The organism is Amycolatopsis sp. BJA-103 (assembly GCF_002849735.1).
Lineage (GTDB): Bacteria > Actinomycetota > Actinomycetes > Mycobacteriales > Pseudonocardiaceae > Amycolatopsis.
In genome coordinates this window covers 4,922,412-4,938,628 of sequence record NZ_CP017780.1, presented here as the reverse complement: position 1 = coordinate 4,938,628, position 16,217 = coordinate 4,922,412, and the positions used below count along the sequence as shown (strand labels likewise).

General features: G+C 64.2%; 16 protein-coding genes and 1 pseudogene. 8 read left to right on the top strand and 9 right to left on the bottom strand.

What is annotated here, in order from left to right:
• Positions 1-6 precede the first annotated feature (6 nt).
• The 3 genes and pseudogenes from BKN51_RS21250 (at position 7) to BKN51_RS44410 (ending at position 1,965) form a co-directional block, all read left to right on the top strand.
• Positions 7-1,377: a hypothetical protein gene (locus BKN51_RS21250; RefSeq protein ID WP_101609292.1), complete on the top strand. Its 1,371-nt coding sequence runs from the start codon at positions 7-9 to the stop codon at positions 1,375-1,377.
• Between the two features lie 190 nt (positions 1,378-1,567).
• A pseudogene (locus tag BKN51_RS21245) lies at positions 1,568-1,705 on the top strand (ArsR family transcriptional regulator); the annotation flags it as partial.
• Positions 1,706-1,746: 41 nt separating this feature from the next.
• Complete coding sequence (locus tag BKN51_RS44410) at positions 1,747-1,965, top strand: hypothetical protein (protein WP_233223630.1); 219 nt, start codon at positions 1,747-1,749, stop codon at positions 1,963-1,965.
• A 656-nt stretch (positions 1,966-2,621) separates the two neighbouring features.
• On the opposite strand, the gene BKN51_RS21225 is transcribed toward BKN51_RS44410, so the two are convergent.
• On the bottom strand, positions 2,622-3,071 hold the full coding sequence (locus tag BKN51_RS21225; RefSeq protein ID WP_174720435.1) for a hypothetical protein: 450 nt from the start codon (positions 3,069-3,071) through the stop codon (positions 2,622-2,624).
• 261 nt (positions 3,072-3,332) lie between these two features.
• On the bottom strand, positions 3,333-5,072 hold the full coding sequence (locus BKN51_RS21220; RefSeq protein WP_146044376.1) for a hypothetical protein: 1,740 nt from the start codon (positions 5,070-5,072) through the stop codon (positions 3,333-3,335).
• Positions 5,073-5,886: 814 nt separating this feature from the next.
• Here BKN51_RS21220 and BKN51_RS21215 point away from each other — a divergent pair.
• Positions 5,887-6,285, top strand: coding sequence for an IS110 family transposase (locus BKN51_RS21215; RefSeq protein ID WP_199193057.1), 399 nt, complete (start codon positions 5,887-5,889; stop codon positions 6,283-6,285).
• Between the two features lie 58 nt (positions 6,286-6,343).
• Here the strand turns inward: BKN51_RS21215 and BKN51_RS21210 are convergent, their stop codons facing one another.
• Genes BKN51_RS21210 through BKN51_RS43225 form a run of 3 tightly spaced genes read right to left on the bottom strand, consistent with a single transcriptional unit; the run spans position 6,344 to position 7,682 of the window.
• On the bottom strand, positions 6,344-6,775 hold the full coding sequence (locus BKN51_RS21210; RefSeq protein WP_101609290.1) for a hypothetical protein: 432 nt from the start codon (positions 6,773-6,775) through the stop codon (positions 6,344-6,346).
• A gap of 26 nt (positions 6,776-6,801) precedes the next feature.
• Positions 6,802-7,479, bottom strand: a complete 678-nt coding sequence (locus BKN51_RS21205; RefSeq protein ID WP_101609289.1) for a hypothetical protein — start codon at positions 7,477-7,479, stop codon at positions 6,802-6,804.
• Between the two features lie 8 nt (positions 7,480-7,487).
• Positions 7,488-7,682 (bottom strand): hypothetical protein, encoded by a 195-nt coding sequence (locus tag BKN51_RS43225; protein ID WP_146044375.1) that lies wholly within the window; start codon positions 7,680-7,682, stop codon positions 7,488-7,490.
• A gap of 764 nt (positions 7,683-8,446) precedes the next feature.
• Between BKN51_RS43225 and BKN51_RS21200 the strand changes: the two genes are divergently transcribed.
• Positions 8,447-9,451 (top strand): pentapeptide repeat-containing protein, encoded by a 1,005-nt coding sequence (locus BKN51_RS21200; protein WP_146044374.1) that lies wholly within the window; start codon positions 8,447-8,449, stop codon positions 9,449-9,451.
• A 565-nt stretch (positions 9,452-10,016) separates the two neighbouring features.
• Here BKN51_RS21200 and BKN51_RS44705 read toward each other — a convergent pair.
• Complete coding sequence (locus BKN51_RS44705; RefSeq protein WP_255414895.1) at positions 10,017-10,139, bottom strand: hypothetical protein; 123 nt, start codon at positions 10,137-10,139, stop codon at positions 10,017-10,019.
• Between the two features lie 164 nt (positions 10,140-10,303).
• Between BKN51_RS44705 and BKN51_RS44825 the strand changes: the two genes are divergently transcribed.
• The 3 genes from BKN51_RS44825 (at position 10,304) to BKN51_RS21185 (ending at position 13,278) form a co-directional block, all read left to right on the top strand.
• A complete protein-coding gene (locus BKN51_RS44825; RefSeq protein ID WP_158255786.1) occupies positions 10,304-11,329 on the top strand; it encodes a response regulator in 1,026 nt (341 codons plus the stop codon).
• A 125-nt stretch (positions 11,330-11,454) separates the two neighbouring features.
• Positions 11,455-12,549 (top strand): pentapeptide repeat-containing protein, encoded by a 1,095-nt coding sequence (locus BKN51_RS21190; protein ID WP_158255785.1) that lies wholly within the window; start codon positions 11,455-11,457, stop codon positions 12,547-12,549.
• 360 nt (positions 12,550-12,909) lie between these two features.
• On the top strand, positions 12,910-13,278 hold the full coding sequence (locus BKN51_RS21185; RefSeq protein WP_101609286.1) for an immunity 8 family protein: 369 nt from the start codon (positions 12,910-12,912) through the stop codon (positions 13,276-13,278).
• 17 nt (positions 13,279-13,295) lie between these two features.
• Here BKN51_RS21185 and BKN51_RS21180 read toward each other — a convergent pair whose 3' ends face one another.
• The 3 genes from BKN51_RS21180 to BKN51_RS21170 all read right to left on the bottom strand — a co-directional run bounded on the left by BKN51_RS21180 (position 13,296) and on the right by BKN51_RS21170 (position 15,019).
• Positions 13,296-13,571, bottom strand: coding sequence for a hypothetical protein (locus tag BKN51_RS21180; RefSeq protein ID WP_146044372.1), 276 nt, complete (start codon positions 13,569-13,571; stop codon positions 13,296-13,298).
• A 523-nt stretch (positions 13,572-14,094) separates the two neighbouring features.
• Positions 14,095-14,799: a hypothetical protein gene (locus BKN51_RS21175; RefSeq protein WP_101609284.1), complete on the bottom strand. Its 705-nt coding sequence runs from the start codon at positions 14,797-14,799 to the stop codon at positions 14,095-14,097.
• Between the two features lie 4 nt (positions 14,800-14,803).
• Positions 14,804-15,019 carry a hypothetical protein gene (locus tag BKN51_RS21170; RefSeq protein ID WP_146044371.1) on the bottom strand — a complete coding sequence of 72 codons (216 nt, stop codon included), beginning with the start codon at positions 15,017-15,019 and terminating at the stop codon, positions 14,804-14,806.
• Between the last annotated feature and the right edge of the window lie 1,198 nt (positions 15,020-16,217).

Below are 16,217 nucleotides of genomic sequence, written 5' to 3'. Positions count from 1 at the left end.
GCGGCCATGGCACTCGACTCGACCTTGTCGCTGCTGCGCGGCCTGCCTGGCGAGCCACCGGACAGAATCCGGAGCCTGGTCGCGAACGCCCTCGTGAGCGCTGTGCATCTCGACGCTGTCGGGGGGGATGCCGGCGTGACTCCGGTCGCAGTTTCCGCGGCGGACTACGAGCTCAGCTTGTATCTGCCCAGAACATCGGACTGGGTCGTTCCCGAGATCGTGGCACGGCTGAGCGACGATCGCTGGAACCCCTATGAGGTTCTCGACTCGGCGGGAATTCTCGTGCTGAGCTCGGCCAAAACGGAGAATGGCGTCATCAGGCTATCCGGTGGCTCTTATAGTGAGGTTGTTCTCGATGTAGCTGGGCCTGAGCCGGTGGTCACGAAGTCGGTGTGGATAGAACGACACGCTGATCAGATTGACAGCTCGATGCGGCACCGAAACGAGGCCGAATGGCTTGCTGCGGCGAACAAGTTCACCACGCTCTTTCCTCGGCTAGAATCCGCAGTTGAAGGTCGCCACCTGTTCGTCTTCAAGACGGGTTTCTTTCCTGCCTATTCAGTGGCTGAGCTGGTGCTCCAACGAAGACTGTCTGGAGATCAGCTCGCGGCGGTGCTATGTGGGCTGTACGAGGAACTGAGGGACGTGCTGTACACCCGTCCTCCGATTGAGGTCAGGTGGCCGGACCGCGACCGTGACTACATTCACAAGATCAGGCGCAGGCATGTGTCCTTGATGGCAGCCACCAAGGACACGGACACCCCGCTGGCCGATGTGGTGCGGGCATCCCGGATCCGGGTCAACGGAAGGCTTTGCCCGTCGCTGGAGACATTGCTGAGTGCGGTCGAATCGGACCCACTGTGGCGCCCGGTATTATGGACGTCGACCAAGCACTCGTGCCACGGAGACCTAATTCTCGAGGACATCTTGCTGTCAGCCGGGCCTTCCCGTGAGGTCAAGCTCATCGATCCCAACCCGTACAACCAACATGGGCTGTTCGACCTCGCCAAGACGATGCTGTCGCTGTGGATCGGCTACGAATTCGTCTACTTCGACCTGTTCGAGGTGTCGATCGGCCGTAACGGTATGGGCGACGAGCTGGATGTGAAAATCACCTTTCACTCTCCTGGCTCCGTCGCGGATTATGAGGCGGCAGCAGCGCAATTCATCGAGTATGCCAGGTGCAGGCTCGCGGGGTTCCTACACCTGCCCAAAGCGTTGTTCGACCGACTTGTACGTATGGCGGCGGCCTTGACGGCGCTGGCTATTCCCTCATTCCATTTGATCGCGCATTGCCGACCTGACCGTGCACTGGCGTTTCATGTATTGGGGCTGCTCCATGCCTCCTACGCGCTCTCCGGCAATGAGCCGTCCTGAGTTAGTGGATACGACGTCAATGGTGACTGGATCGTCGTGCTGGCCGATGGCTCGTCCGATCATGCCGGCCTAAAAGGTCGGCTTGACATGCAGCCATATGGGTGCCTAATCTGCAAAGGCAGCTGTGAGGCTGCATGACAGGATGGCGACATGGACGAGGTCTTCAAGGCGCTGGCCGACCCCAGTCGCCGCGAAGCTGACCGTGGTGCACGACGGTTTCGACGAGGGCAGCACGGCGCTGGAGATGGTCAAGGGCGGCTGGCCGTCGATCCTGTCGAGTCTCAAGACGCTGCTCGAGACCGGTGCGCCGCTGCCTGAACCTGCGTAACCAGGTCGACGCCGTCGATCTCATCAGGCAGTATCCGCGGCGTGCCCCTGGAGATCGCCTGCGACGAGTCCGGGTCCGAGGGCGAGAAACTGATCGGCGGGCAGACCGACGTGTTCGCGCACGCGGGAGCGGAAGCTGTCGGCGTGCACGTATGTGTCCAGCTTTTCGTCGAAGCGCTGCCCGGTTACGAACCACACCACACGGTAGGAGGTCTTCGTTTCCCGTGCCGCTTCTCGATATTCCAGATCTTGACGTCGTAGCTGGTTTCACTCACGCGGCCTCCTCGGTGGGGCCCTCAAGCCAGCTGTCGAAATCGGAGCGCCGGATGCGGATCTGGTTGTTGGGGAGCTTGATGCATCGGGGCGCCACCTTCTTCGCGCGCCACTCGTTGAAAGTGGAGCGGGCCAGGTCGCTGCCAAGCTGCGTCGAGCACCTGGGCGATGGTGAGCAGCTCGGTTGAGCCGGACAAAGTGTTATGCGGTGCCATGGCCAAACCTTTCGGGGCAGATAGGACAAAGGCGGCCTTGCACTCTGGTGGCGAGTGCAAGGCCGTGAATCTGAACTGGTTTCGTCGGCGGTGTCGATGCGAAGCGCACGAGGATCAGTCGTGGCAGCGACCCCGAATCCGATTACTGAGCGTGTCGTGCACGGTGGTGTGCTGGCAGGTGGTGGGGGCTGTGTGGCGCGGGAGGGCGGAATCAAACCCCGCAATACCGCAAACCTCGCAAATGGGTCTTGATCTGGGGATCTTCTTGCGGGGTTTGGGGTAGTGGAGGAGATGGTCAAACCCCGCAGGTTGCGGGGTTTGCAGGATTTGCCGGGGTGAGCAAACCCCGCACATCTCCGCGATCTATTTTCCCAGCTCAGGACCTATTGGGATGTTCTCTTGCGGGGTTTGCGGTGTTTGTTTTGGGGATCAGCTTGAATCGGCTCGGTGTTCGACGCTGTAGACCTTGATTTTGGTGTGCTTGTCGGTGTCGCTGCGTAACACCAGATCGCCGCGCCACCGGTCCACCTGTCCTGCCAGCCTCTTTCTCCGCGCCTTGGCCGAGAGTGGTTTGCCGGTCACGGTGGAGGGGAATGTTCCTTTCCATACGTCGGGTGCGCCGTACTCGGGTTCGGCTCCGGCACGTAGCTGTTGCGCGGTTACGGGTTCTTCGCTGTGGATCTGGCGCCAGGTGGACAGGAACGCGTACCACTCGGCGTGGTCTTCGTCCAGGCCGCGGCCGGCGTCGGCGTTGCCAAGGAACCCGTCGACTCCGTGATGGCGCAGGAATCCCCCGAGGTATTGAGCCCAGCGGATGAACTGCCGCATCTGCGGGACGTCGGTGGCGATCGGCACGCCTTGCGCGGTCCAGTCCAGCACCAGGGTGAGTACGTGCCGCAACACGACGGCCCGGTTGGCGGGGTCGAGGATCCAGGAGTCCAGGTTGGGGATAGTGAACCCGGTGCGGGCTTCCGGCCGGGGGCAGGCAGTCCGGGTTGAGCCGCACCCACACCGACCGTGAGGCCATATCGCCGCCGGTGCGCAGGTTGTTCCCGGTCACCAACCAGAGCCGGTCGTTGGTGAAGTTCGCGGCCGCGTTGGTAGACACCATGTTGTCTGCAGCGGCTCACTCGGTGACAATCAGGCAGGTTTGCGGATGAGGCCGGTGTAGCCGGCGAGGGCGAGGGTGGCTAGACCCCAGATCGCAGCTTGGATGAACCACACGGCGACAGTGAAGGTCTGTCCCGAGGTAGTAGCGGTATCCAGGTCACAGCGGGCGCGTAGCCCGGTTGGGGCGAAGGGGAGGCCGCGGTCGAGGCCGAGGCCGATCAGTTCAACTGGGCTGCATTGTTGGCCAGGTGAGCCAGAAGCGGTAGTGCGTTCGGCTGCGTAGCCGGGGTTGGTCTCGACGTGTCCCGCCCAGAGACCGAGGCCGCCGGCTGCGGCAAGGGCGAATAGCAGGGCAGCGGCCGTACGCCGGGCGCGGTAGCCGTAGCCTCCCAGCAGCCCCCATAGCTGGTGAAAACTGCGGGTCAGTCGCCCACCCAGCTCTTCTGGCGCAAAGCGGTGCAGGTCCTGTTGCTGGGCAATGAGAATGTGGCGGGCGTTGCTATCGTGCCCAGCGGCTCGCTCCACCGCTGCCAGTTGCTGATACGGCGAGGGCGAGTAGTAGGCGGTGTGGAAACGGATGAGATGAAGCCATCTCCTCCAGTCCGTCTGTGCCAGTTCGTTGAACCTAAAGCCATCTAGACCAACGAGATGGGAGCTGGGGCACGAGTGGCCCCAAGGCTGAAGACACACGATTCTAGCTGGGAAGAAGACCGGGCCATCCACCTGCGCGTCTTCGAGATCGATGCCTTTTGCTGCACCGTTGAGGATTCTGGTCCCCGTGAAAACGAGCCGGCCGCCGATTCGGGCTAGGCGCAGACCGAGCGCATCGTGCCGCCTGCTCCCGGTGAAGTGGGCGTCCTGCACGAACATGCTGGCGTCTACCTGCAGATTGTCGGCAAGGAGGGCGGGGCCGGCCGAGTTGTCGACGTGCATCCCCGTGGCGTTGAACTGACCGCCAATGTGTGCGCCGAGCAGGCGAACGGCACCCTTCTCGCTGCTGCTGGTGATCCGCGCACCTTCCAGGAAAATGTCGTCGTCTACCTGCAGTGCGTCGGCAAAAAGGGTGGGGCCGGCCGAGTTGTCGACGTGCATCCCCATGGCGTTGAGCCCACCGCCAATGTGTGCGCCGGGTAGGCGAACGGCACCCTTCTCGCCGCTGCCGGTGATCCGGGCATTTGCTAGGAACATGCTGGCGTCTACCTGCAGGCGGTCGGCAAAAAGAGCGGGGCCGGCCGAGTTGTCGACGCGCATCCCCGTGGCGTTGAACTGACCGCCAATGTGTGCGCCGGGTAGGCGAACGGCACCCTCCTCGCCGCTGCTGGTGATCCGCGCACCTTCCAAAAGCAGGTTGCTGCCCACTCGCAAGCGATCGGCGGACACAACAGGACCGTCCAATTGATCGGCGTGTAACTGGCGACAATTTAAAACGCCGCCGATGCTTGCGTCGTACAACCAGATTTTCGCGTTGTGGCCGATGAGCCGCACGCGAACGAGCTCCATCCCGCCGTCCAATCGCAGGCCATTCGCATCCAGGCTGCCAATATGACTCGCTGTCAGGACAAGCCTGGCTAGGTGGGCGCCACGTGCTGTGATCGGTTCGGTGACGGCGCAGCCCAATAGATCGAGTCCAAAGGCTGTGTCGATGTAGTCCAGGTCGAGCTTGCCGACGATGCGCGCACCCCGGACCCGAACTCCGTGAGGGTCTAGTCGACCATGTAGTCCCATCAAAAGCTCGCGGATTACGCCAGCACGGATCCGGTGTTCCGTCATAGTGCTAGACGCCAGTAGGTGACATCGTAGGCTGCTGCACAACAGCTCAGAGCCACTGCGGGCATCCTCGATGAGTTCCTCCTCTCGAGCGGATAGGTCATTCAAGGTGGGGAGCGGCGGCGCAGTATCGGTCACCTCTACATCGTCGGAAACCGTGCAGCGGCCGCTACAGTGGTCGTCGATCGGCTTGCGATATGACGACGCTCGGCCAGCCGGGGGAAGTTGTGGCTGGCGAGGACAGACCTCGTCGCTGTCGGCCACGCCGTACTGCTCGAGGTGCCACAGCAACATCGCCGTCTGCGGCGGAGGGCACGGCACCGATAGGACCCCGCCCTTGGCGCGCTGCTTAAGGGCGTCGACAGTCGCACCACTGCCCGGAATCGTGCCAACCGCGCTGGCGATCGGAGCCTCCTACCCGGGCGGCAGGACCTAGGATGTGCCCGGCTTTCGCTAGCTCTTGCCTGACGAACGGTATGACGACCCATGCAGATATGGCTGGACATCTACGGACGTCAGTGGGCCTTGCCATTCAGGCAGCTGACTTCGCCGACCAGGCATTCTACTCTCTAGTGCTAGAGGGCAAGGGGACACAGGGTCGGAAAACCGGGCTACGGGGGTCACCTCGCACAGGGATCGCGGAGCCCTGGGCGGTAGCCGATGACGCTCCAGTGCCCGGAGCGGGCTGAGCGTCATGTTATGGACAATTACGTGTTGCCCGCAGGGACTTTGTCAGCCCGCAACGGGGTGTCCCGAGCCAGCTCCGGACACCCCGTCTCGTTAACGCCGCCTCGATATTTCGCGACGGATGAACGTCATGAACGACGAATACGACATCGGGCGCCATCTCGCGCAGCGCCTGGTCGCTGACGGCGAGGCCGTGATCGATGTGCCGACGAAACTTTCGGCGCGGGTGCGGGTTTTCGCCAACGGCCAGGGCCGTAAGACCGACCCGCTCAACGCGCACTCGGTTGCCGTGGTTGCTCTACGCACCAAGGATTTACGGCACGTTCAGGTTGATGACGCGACGGTGGCGCTGCGCTTGCTGGTCGATCATCGTGACGAACTGGGCCACGCTCGCACTCTGGTCGTCAACCGGTCGCACCGTCTGCTGCTGGAACTCCCTTCCCGGTGGGGCAAAGAGGTTCCTCTGCGGCACGACCACCAAGCCAATCCGTCAGCCGTAGCCTACTCCAACAACAGGATCCGGTCGTGACCGTATCGACGGACGGATTGACACTGCCCGAGGCAGCCGCATAGTGCCCGAAGCCTGGTCAGCTGAGTTCGCTTCTCCAGTTCAGGGTTGCTGTGCAGTGGAAGTCGCCGTTGCGGGCGGCGTTGTAGTTGTCGTAGTCCTTTCGACTGGCGGTGAAGGTGAGGTGCTGGGCGTTGCCGACGAGGGTTGCGGTGACGTCGTTGGCGGTCGTGCCCTTGTCGAGGGTTCCGTGGGCGATGGTGACGCCGTCGGCCTGGAAGGTCCACGCCACGATGGCCTCGGAGCATCCGGGGCCGCGGTTGAGTTTTCCGCCCAGGTACCGCTTGGCGGTGTCGTTGAGGGTGAAGGTGGTGTTGGCGGGGTGGATGCCGATGTTGTCCCATTGCCAGCTCCCGTCGGGGTGCTGGGTGACGGCGCTGCCGCTGACCGGTTTCAACCCGGAACCGGTGGTACCGAAACCCCACTCTGGACCGACGTACGAGACCGCCAACGCTAAGACGCCAATTGAGAACCCCACTACGGCCAGATACGTTCCTCCTCCCATGAGGAGCCTGACGACGAGCCTTTCGACGATCGGTGAGCGATTACGGTGCCCGTTGCCGGTGTTGGACATTGTGCCGGTGTTCGTGGTGGTGATGCTGGGCATGTCGGTGGCTGGCGGCGGGCCCTCGCTGAGCCAGCTGGCGCTGGGGAAGACGCGGTTTTGACGTCAATGACTCCCTGGTCGCTGATGATGGGGAAGGGGCCGAACTCGGGCGTCGGTTCCGGCGTCGTGTTGTCCTCGTCCTCCTGCTTGGGCGAGGTCGCGGTGGCGCGGGCGCGTTGTTTACGCAGGCGTTCCTCGGTTTTGCGGTGGGCGTGGTCCTGCATGAGCCGGACGCCTGGCTCGAGGTAGGCCGCGACGGTGCGTTCCACGGTGGGGGTGCGGTGTTCATAGGCTTGTACGAACACGGTCAGCAGCTCTTTGAGCTGGGCGGCCTGCGACGGGAGCTTGTCTCCTCGCAGGAGGTTGTAGCCCCAGGTGCGGGAGCGGCTGGTCTTCGGGAAGGCCTTCTTCCACTTCAGGGAGGTTTCGTTGGTGCTGTAGCCGGCGTGGACCTGCAGCTTTCGCAGTACGCGCATGTAGTCGGCTTCGGTGGTGGCGTCGGCGAAGTCGTCGCCGTCAGGGAATCCGGCCGTGGTGAGTTCGTCCATGGCGGGGCTCATCCGGCGATGCGGCGGCCGGCGGTGCCGAGCGCCACGGCGTAGCCGACGCTGGCGGCACCGGGGTTGCCGAGAAGTGTCATGACGAGCGCGAAGGCCATCAGCAACCCCAGCACACAGAGGAGCTGCACCGGCTGGGCCGGGGGACGGGTGGGAGGAGACAGGTCGGCGGGAGAACCCCGCGACGGGCACATGAGTCGTGACCTCTTTCGGGGTGGCCTAGGCGAATTTCGGATCAACAGCACCGCCCCTAGCCCCGGGTCCCGGCGTGGTTGCAGCCACGAAACTCCGGCAAAGGGATGCGAAGCGGTTGAGCCCAACACTATGACCGCCCGCCCGGTGAGCGCGCCCCTGGCACTGTGCCGTTGTGTGCACACCAGGGCCCTTCACGTCCGCCCTCGGCGCCTCCGGGATGTCCAGAAATGTGCACCACAGCATCTGAGGGGTGAACACGATCCAGCCCGTGAAACGCGAAGTTATCCTCCGAATGTTCGGAATAGAACGCGGGTTCCTGCACCGTAGACCGTGCGCCACCGCTGCCAGGCCCGGTCGGGTGATGTACACCCTATGTACAGAAACTTGCCGTGAGCTGCGGTTTTGGCGATAGTAAGGAAGGTTCCGCCATGGAACCGGTCTGGGAAGGCCGGTCTCGCCGCGGTGGGGCTCCCGGGAGAACGTCTGGCCTAGGCGAAGCACCGGATCTGCGGTACGAACCCGTCGTTGCAGCGACCGGGCCCGTACCGCAGCACTAACTCCGTCCGCTGCTGCACACTCTCGGTCTACGCCCGACTTTCGATCCCAGCCGAAGCACTTGACGTGACCCAGCTCTGTCCACCCCGCGCGCGGCTGCCCGTCAGCTCACCGGATTCGGCATGCCCGCAACCATCGTGGACAGCGTCGCCGAGGTGATCACCTTGTACCTGCAACGTCTCGTCCGGTTTCCGCGACGATTCAGGTCATGAACGATGAGCTGCGGCCCGCGACCAGAAGCACCCCGGTATCCGTGACCGGGAGACGCCTGCGGGAGCTGACGCCAGCCGCAATGTGGATGACCGCCGTGGCGATCACGATTCTCACCGCGGGCGCGGTGATCGCGCTGTGGTGGCCGGCCACCGCCGGCCTCGTGGGCGCGGACCTCGTGAAGGCCCGGCTGGACGCACTGAAAATCGGGTTGAGCATCGGGGTCGGCAGCGGCGGCGTGGTCGCGCTTTACCTCGCCTGGCGCCGCCAGCACTCCACCGAAGCAGACCTCGACAACCGCGAACGCGCCCTCGCCCACCAGCAAGACGTCGCTGCCACCCCCCAGGTACACCAGGAACGCGTTGCCGACGATGCCCGCGCCGACGCGGCCGCGCGCCGGATCACGGAGCTGTACCTCAAGGCCGCCGAACTGCTCGGGTCCGAGAAGGCCCCGGTCCGTCTCAGCGGCCTTTACGCTCTCGAGCGTCTCGCCCAGGACAACGAGTCCCAGCGCCAGACCATCGTCAACGTCCTCTGCGCCTACCTTCGGATGCCCTACGACCTCCCAGTCGAGACGGATCGCGACGAGGGTGCCAGCGCCGAACAACGCGAGCTCTACCGCGAGAGGTCGCAGGAACGCGAAGTCCGACTCACCGCCCAACGTCTGCTCAGCGACCACCTCAACCCCGCCCGCGGCGCCGCCTATTGGGGTGAGCTTGACCTCGACCTCACCGGTGCCAAGCTCATCGACTTCACCTTGGCCCAAGCCCGGATCGGAACCAGCATTTTTCGTCAAGCCACCTTCTCCGGCGACGCCTGGTTCGACAAGGCGACCTTCGCCGGCGCCGCCCGGTTCAGTGAGGTGACCTTCGCCGGCGCCGCAGGGCTCGACCAGGCGACTTTCACCGGTAATGCCGGGTTCGACGGAGCAACGTTGGACAGTGAGCCTTTCCATCCCACATTTGCCTCCAACGACAGCGGTGATTCGGGCCAGGTTGGCTGACTTGGTGTGTTCGGAAAACGATCGCATCCCGAACTCGCCCTCATCGGGGGGAAACGAAGACGTTCCGCCAGGTCGTGACGTTCGGAAGCCCGTTCGTTTACTGCCAGCTTCCGGCTGCGCAGCGCGTCCGCGCCAGTCTCGACGTGGCAGGGCAGAAATTTGGCGGGTCTCCTGCGCTCACAGGAGACCCGCCGAGGTCTGTGCCCATTCCGGTAAGAGTGGCTCAGTCCGGGTCTCAGTGTCAGGGATCTTGGTTGTCAGCGGAGGGGGCAACAGTCCTGCTCTGGGGCAAACAACGTGGTGGATGTTGACCAAACAACGCGGAGCGAAGTCAAAACATCGCGCTCTGGTGCGGTTGGGGTGTTTTGCAGGACGATGGCGGGTGACGCGATGTGGACGAGGTCGGTCGAGGAGCGCTCACTCCACGGCCGGTGCTGGCTCGTCGTCGCGGCGCAGCCCATTCCGGTTGAGAGAAAGGTTCTGAGATGGTCCCGCTTTCACGCGGGCGCCCGAGAGCGCCCTCTTCTGCTGTGCCCAGATCCTCTTTGGCTCTGTGCGCTTCCACTCACGCGTTCAAGTTGATCAGCTTCGGGTTGATCGCGTGCTTCGTGGAGGTGCTCATCGTCCAGGGGCTTCCTATCGTGGTCGCCGTGCCCGCAGCCGTGGCGATCGCGACATGCTCGGGCATCGGCCGTGCTCTGGTCCGGCGCCGACGTGGTCACCTGCTGACCTGAGTCGAGTTCGGTGTGTCCGCGGAGGAACCCGCGGGCGCACCGAATCGCAGGTACGTCTCGTATGCCTCGCGGCGAGAAGCCCCTCGATATGACACGCGGCCCGGTCGCGGAGTTCGCTGTGGAACTTCGTGCACTGCGCCGCGCCGCTGGCGCGCCCACCTACCGGACTCTGGCAGCGCGGGCCAACTATTCCGTCACGGTCCTCTCCCAGGCTGCGGCTGGGGGCGCGGTGCCGGCCTGGGCAGTGGTGAAGGCCTTCGTCACCGCCTGCGGCGGAGACCTGCTGAAATGGGAACAACGCTGGCAGGTCATGCGCCGGGATCAAGAAGTCCACGACGCCGCTGCGGCCCAGCCACCACCGATCGAGCCGCCGGCACCGAAAGTGGTCCAGGCGGTGCGCGACGCACAAGACCGCCAGATCCATAGCGCCGTGACACGCGATGAGACACGCCGCCGTACCTCCACCGGGGCGAACGGCCACGGGGAACACCAGCCGGAATCGGCCACCTTGAAGATCTTCGTGTTGGACGACCACGAGCTCGTCCGCACGGGACTGCGGGCGCTACTGGAGAGCCAGCCGGACATGATCGTGATCGGCGAGGCCGCTACCGCGGCCGAGGCGAGAGCACGGATCCCGGTGTTGAAACCGGATGTGGCGATCCTCGATATCCGACTCCCCGACGAAAGCGGGATCGAGGTCTGCCGGTTCGTCCGGGCGAGTGTGGATCCGCCACCGGCGTGCATGATGCTGACGTCCTACACCTCCGAGGACGCCTTGATCAACGCGATCACGGCTGGCGCGGCCGGGTACCTGATCAAAGACGCCCGAGGCGAAACCATCATCGCGGCCGTCCGGACGCTGGCAATGGGCGAATCGCTGCTGGACGCCAGGGTGGCGGAGGTGGCGATGACCCGGTTGCGCGAGATGGCTCCGGCGTTTCCTGAGCTGAGTCCCCAGGAGCGCAAGGTCCTTGAACAGATCGGTGACGGGCTGACCAACAAGGAGATCGCAACTCGGCTGTTCCTATCGGAGAAAACCGTGCGGAACTACGTCTCCTCCCTCCTGGCCAAGCTGAACCTGAAGAGACGCGCGGAAGCCGTGGCCCTCGCCCAGGAGGCAAAGAGAAGCCATGCCCCCCGGTAGCTGGCCGGTCTACGCGGCTGGAAGCGCAGCCGCAGCGGCGGCGATCTTGGCTGCGACGTTGTCCAGTGTCGACTCCCTGGTACTCAGTCGAAACGCCTGACCCGCGTTCCGCGACGATGAAGGTCATGACCGACGACCCGCGGCCTCCGGCCGCCAGCAGCCCGCCGCCGAGCACGACCACAACGTCGTCGTCGGTGCGGCGGTTGCCGGAGTCCATCCGAGCGGCGGGCCCAGGGACGCTGGCGTCGACGGGCGAGGTGCGGCCGGTGCTGCGGCCGATCCCGGGCTGGGTGATCGCCGTCGGGATCCCCGTGATGCTGCTGGTCGCGGTCGGCGCGGTGTGGCTGATGTTCGGCATCGGCGTGGACGGTACGAAGCTGGAGGTGATCCGTACCGGCGGCACCCTCGGCGTCGGCCTCGGCGGCGTGCTGGTGCTGTGGCTGGGCATCCGGCGGCAGCGCTCGACCGAACTCGACCTGCTGGCCAAATATGAAGCGCATGAGCTGGCCGAACGTACCGCCGCGAACACACTCGCCCACCAGGAGCAGGTCGCCGCGGACGCTCGCGCCGACGCTGCATCCCGCCGGATCACCGAGCTCTACACCAAAGCCGCCGAACTGCTCGGCTCCGATAAGGCTCCCGTTCGGCTCAGCGGCCTCTACGCCCTCGAGCGCCTCGCGCGGGACAACGAGTCCCAGCGGCAGACCATCGTCAACGTCCTGTGCGCCTACCTCCGCATGCCGTTCTCGGCCCTGGGATCCCCTCCTGAGGACGACGCGAGTGCTGATCTGCAAGAGGAATACCGCAAGCAGCTCCAAGAGCGCGAGGTACGCATCGCCGCTCAGCGTCTCCTCGCCCAGCACCTCCAACCTGCAGAGACTGATTCCTACTGGGGATCGCTCACGCTTGACCTTGCTGGCGCCCAGCTCTTCAACTTCATGCTGACCGAGGCGCACGTTCGCGCCGCCAACTTCGACGGGGCGACATTCACCGGTGGCGCGATATTCGACAGGACGACCTTCGAGAGCTGTGGATTCCGCCGCGCTACCTTCAACAGTGACGTCTGGTTCACCAACACGACCTTCGTCCGCCACGCCATGTTCAAAGGGGCGGCCTTTGCCGGCAACACCTTCCTCGAGAAGGCGACTTTGCAGGGGCAAGCCTTCGCCCCTTTCACCATCGGAGCCGTGGACCGAAAGGCGAAGCACGCCGCCGACTAGATCTCGACCACCAGGCATACCGCAAAGCCTGTCATCAAGTCAGCACTGGCATGCCGTGAGAGAGGCTCCCCTCCAGTGCTTAGATCGGCGAAGCCCATGCCCGATCCCTCCGTCCCTCAGAAAATGCCGAAAGGCCTGTCGACGCGGGTAGCAACGCGTAGCAGTCGGCAGCGGGTGCGGCTTTCCGGCAGGATCCGGGCAGCCCTCACAGAGGACCATGCCTTCGCCGGGCGGGCGAAGGCTACACTTCGCGCAGCGGAGCTCACAGACACAGCCAATCGGATTCTTCGAGGTCTGCGGCCTGAACGGCTACAAAGAAGACCGTGCCGTCACGGGTTGACCTAGTTGTTGGAGGAACGCATGCATGCCGAGATTCGCTACCTGCACACACCCGACATGGAACCCGACACCTACGTTCCGGACGATCCCGATCGGTTTCTTTTCCTGGTCCAGATGCTTGCCGGGCCAGTCGGCGAGCCAGGTGAGGAGTCCTTTGATTTCGAGGTCTGCACTCCCGGATGGCTCCACCAGCAGGTCCAGCAAGACGGACTGCGGAACGGTCGTCACCACGTCATCGTCGATACGTTCGACTGGCCAGCGCTGCAGACCTATTTTCAGAACCTTGTCGCCACCTGCACCGGAGCCGACTGGAACGAAGTCTCCGCCAAGCTCGCTCGATACGGCCGCTGGGAATTCGAGGACTACACGCCAGCACCTGACAAGGCCTGAAGTGATGAACAAGTTCGCTATTGCTTGACGAAGCGGTCTTCACCGCCCTCGCCTTGTTCGGAGGGAAGATCCTCACCCACGGCACGATCTTCCGCGACGATGAAGGTCATGACCGATGACGCGGGCCCCCCGGCTGCCAGCATTCCCGTCCCACCGATCCCGACGTCGTCGTCGGTGCGGCGGCTGCCTGAGCTGACCCGCACGGCGATGTGGACCACCGCGGGCGTGATCGCGGTGCTGACTGCGGCGGCGGTGGTGGTGGCGTTGTGGTGGCCAGCCACCGCCGAGCTCACCGGCGCGGACCTGGTCAAAGCTCGCCTCGACGCGTTGAAGATCGGGTTGAGCATCGGTGTCGGCAGCGGGGTGAGTAGTCGCCCTGTACAGCGCTGGTCGTCCGCAGCCGGCGAGGATCGCAACACTATGGACACCTTCGGCAATTCCGCCGCCTTGCGGCAGCGCTGCCGTCGACGGTCAGCGGGGATCGCAACTCGCAGTACACGGCGAACTTGGAGGCCGCGAAACCGAGCAGCGTTAGCCGTCCGCCGCCAGCGAAGATCGCGCAATCCATGGTGAGGCTGCGTGCGGGTGAACCCGGGCAGCGTCGGCCGTCTGTGGCCAGCGAGGCTCGCAACTCCGGCGGGGCGGCCGGCGCCGACTGCACGGCGCAGGCAGCGCTGGTCGTTCGCGGTCAGCGGCTCGCAATACGATCTCGATCGGCATGTACAGCACGAACGTGAAGCAGCGCTGCCCGTCCGCAGCACCGCTCGAGGTTGTTGTCGTGGCGGCTGGGCTTCGATGCGCACCTCCTTCGGCCGGTTATTCGACGGAGCGGTCGCGTTCAGCTCCAAGCCCGACTCGACGGGGAGCGTCCGGCTCCTCCGCTTCTCGTTTCAGCTGGTTCCTCGATGATGCCAAGGCCTCAGCCCGCCAATTGAGTTGCTCACGCAGTGTCGGCTCGCGATCGTCGGCGAGGTCGACGGACGCCAACGCGACGTCCAGGCTGCTGAAAACCCACTTGTCGACCATGGCAGGGTAGTCCGCTTTGAGCCCCTGGGGAGCTGGTTCCCGTTCATCGATCTCGTGGCACCAGGAGGACACCAGGTTGTCGCCAGCGGCGAGATCGCTGACCGCCGACCGGAGGAGACTCGCACGCTGCACGACAGCCTGCTTTCGGAGCAACCAGATCGCACCGACTGCGGCGCCTTCGTGTGCGACGAAGTTTCGCGCCCTTCGAGCCTTGTCGAGGAGGGCCGCCGTTGAGCTGTCGTTTCCGATGCTGAGCTGCATGATGTCTTGCAGGGTCCCGCCGAGCATCTTGTCCTTGGGGAGGGAAGCGAACACCTGCTCAAGTGTTAAGACGGGGTCGGCGTTGATTGTTTCGGCGAAGTTGAACATCTTCAAGACGTACTTGCACTTTCCTTCGAAGGCGTTGGCGAGATACAAAGTCTTTCCCGCCGCGAGGAGAAGCGCGTCAGTGAGCTCCGGGTTACGGGCACTCTGATAGCTCAACGACCAGGACATCCAGCTACCCTAGCGATCCGTGTCTGGTTCCACGCGTGTTCGGTGTACTCACGTGCCAGCAGAGCAGGGAGACCTGGGGCGTGGCTTCGGGCAGGCTCTCGCTGACCGCCGGGGCGGCTTCGGTCAGCAGGTTGTGGTACACCAGTGTGGTCAAGCTGCTCAGACCGGTCAAGGGCTTCGAGTCCGTAGCGTTCTCCACGCCGGACAGCATGTCGGTCATGAGGTGCACTCCCATAATCGGGAGTTACACCGCTCGTTTTACCTGTCGCTGCGCTGGCCGTCCGCAGCTAGCGAGGATCGCAACACCACCCTGGGCACTCCGGCGGCGATCAGCGCCACCGAAGCGCTGGTCGCCCGGGGTTAGTGAGGATCGCAACTACGGCACCCAGGACAAGGTCAACAAGCTGACTGGCGGCGCGCTGGCCCTTCTTGGCCTGCGAGGTTCGCAACAAGGGACGCGCCGCGAAGATCCTCACGAGGAGAGGCCTCGCTGGTCGTTGCGTCCAGTGAAGTCGCGACGACGGCAGGGTAGCGCTGGCCGTCAGCGGCCAGTGAGGATTGCAACGAAGGAAATCACGACGAAAGGCCGAGAATCTATCTCGTAGCTTTGGTCGTCAGCGGCCAGCGAGGATCCCAACTCCCGCAAGGTACCTGGCGTGTACTCGCGTTGCGTGAAGCGGTGGCCGTTCGCGGCCAGCGAGGATCGCAACAAGGAACGCGCGGCGAAGATCCTCAGGTGTGGAGGCCACACTGGTCGTTCGTGTCCAGTGAGATCACGACGACCGCGCGACGGCAACACTTGGGCTCAGATCCCCAGCGGGTGCACTGAGTATCTGAGCCCAAGTTGGCGTCGTCGGGAGCCTTTGACGCTCCAGCGACGGGTGATCAGGTGCCGGTGTCGGCTTTGAGGCGTGCAGCTGTCGGACCAGAGTGGCCCGAGGTGATCGGCGGTGTCAACGGTGGCGAAGGCCATGACGGCGCGGAAGCGGTGGAGACGTTGCCAGCCATGAAGTTCTCCTTCGGCTGGACGGTAGATGCCGCGGTGCAGGGTGACGTGAGTGTCTTGGGCATTGGGGGTGGCTGGCGATTCTGGCGGTGCGGGAGGGGATGCCGCGCCGGTTAGCGGGGAGGGCATGGTGGCTCTGCCAGCGGCAAAAGGTGCTGCCGAATGGACGGGCACGTCGTCTCCGATTGGGCTCCGTTGCCCACGTAAAGCCCGATACAGGTCGACACGCAGCGACACTCGGCCCGAGCTCAAACTGGCGTTGGCCTGCACAAACCGGCAGAATCTAGTACCCGCTTACACTGGCTGACATGCCGGAGCTGCGGACTCATAATCCCTTGGCCGTCGGTTCGAGCCCGACCCGGCCCACCACATCAACATCGCCGCCGACCTGCGGGAATGGTGGTCCTTCGGC

Coding starts and splice junctions, on each gene's coding strand:
- BKN51_RS21250 (WP_101609292.1), top strand. CDS start 7: ATGGCACTCGACTCGACCTTGTCGCTGCTGCGCGGCCTGCCTGGCGAG.
- BKN51_RS21220 (WP_146044376.1), bottom strand. CDS start 5,072: ATGACGGAACACCGGATCCGTGCTGGCGTAATCCGCGAGCTTTTGATG.
- BKN51_RS21215 (WP_199193057.1), top strand. CDS start 5,887: ATGAACGACGAATACGACATCGGGCGCCATCTCGCGCAGCGCCTGGTC.
- BKN51_RS21205 (WP_101609289.1), bottom strand. CDS start 7,479: ATGGACGAACTCACCACGGCCGGATTCCCTGACGGCGACGACTTCGCC.
- BKN51_RS43225 (WP_146044375.1), bottom strand. CDS start 7,682: ATGTGCCCGTCGCGGGGTTCTCCCGCCGACCTGTCTCCTCCCACCCGT.
- BKN51_RS21200 (WP_146044374.1), top strand. CDS start 8,447: ATGAACGATGAGCTGCGGCCCGCGACCAGAAGCACCCCGGTATCCGTG.
- BKN51_RS44705 (WP_255414895.1), bottom strand. CDS start 10,139: ATGCCCGAGCATGTCGCGATCGCCACGGCTGCGGGCACGGCGACCACG.
- BKN51_RS21190 (WP_158255785.1), top strand. CDS start 11,455: ATGACCGACGACCCGCGGCCTCCGGCCGCCAGCAGCCCGCCGCCGAGC.
- BKN51_RS21185 (WP_101609286.1), top strand. CDS start 12,910: ATGCATGCCGAGATTCGCTACCTGCACACACCCGACATGGAACCCGAC.
- BKN51_RS21175 (WP_101609284.1), bottom strand. CDS start 14,799: ATGTCCTGGTCGTTGAGCTATCAGAGTGCCCGTAACCCGGAGCTCACT.
- BKN51_RS21170 (WP_146044371.1), bottom strand. CDS start 15,019: ATGACCGACATGCTGTCCGGCGTGGAGAACGCTACGGACTCGAAGCCC.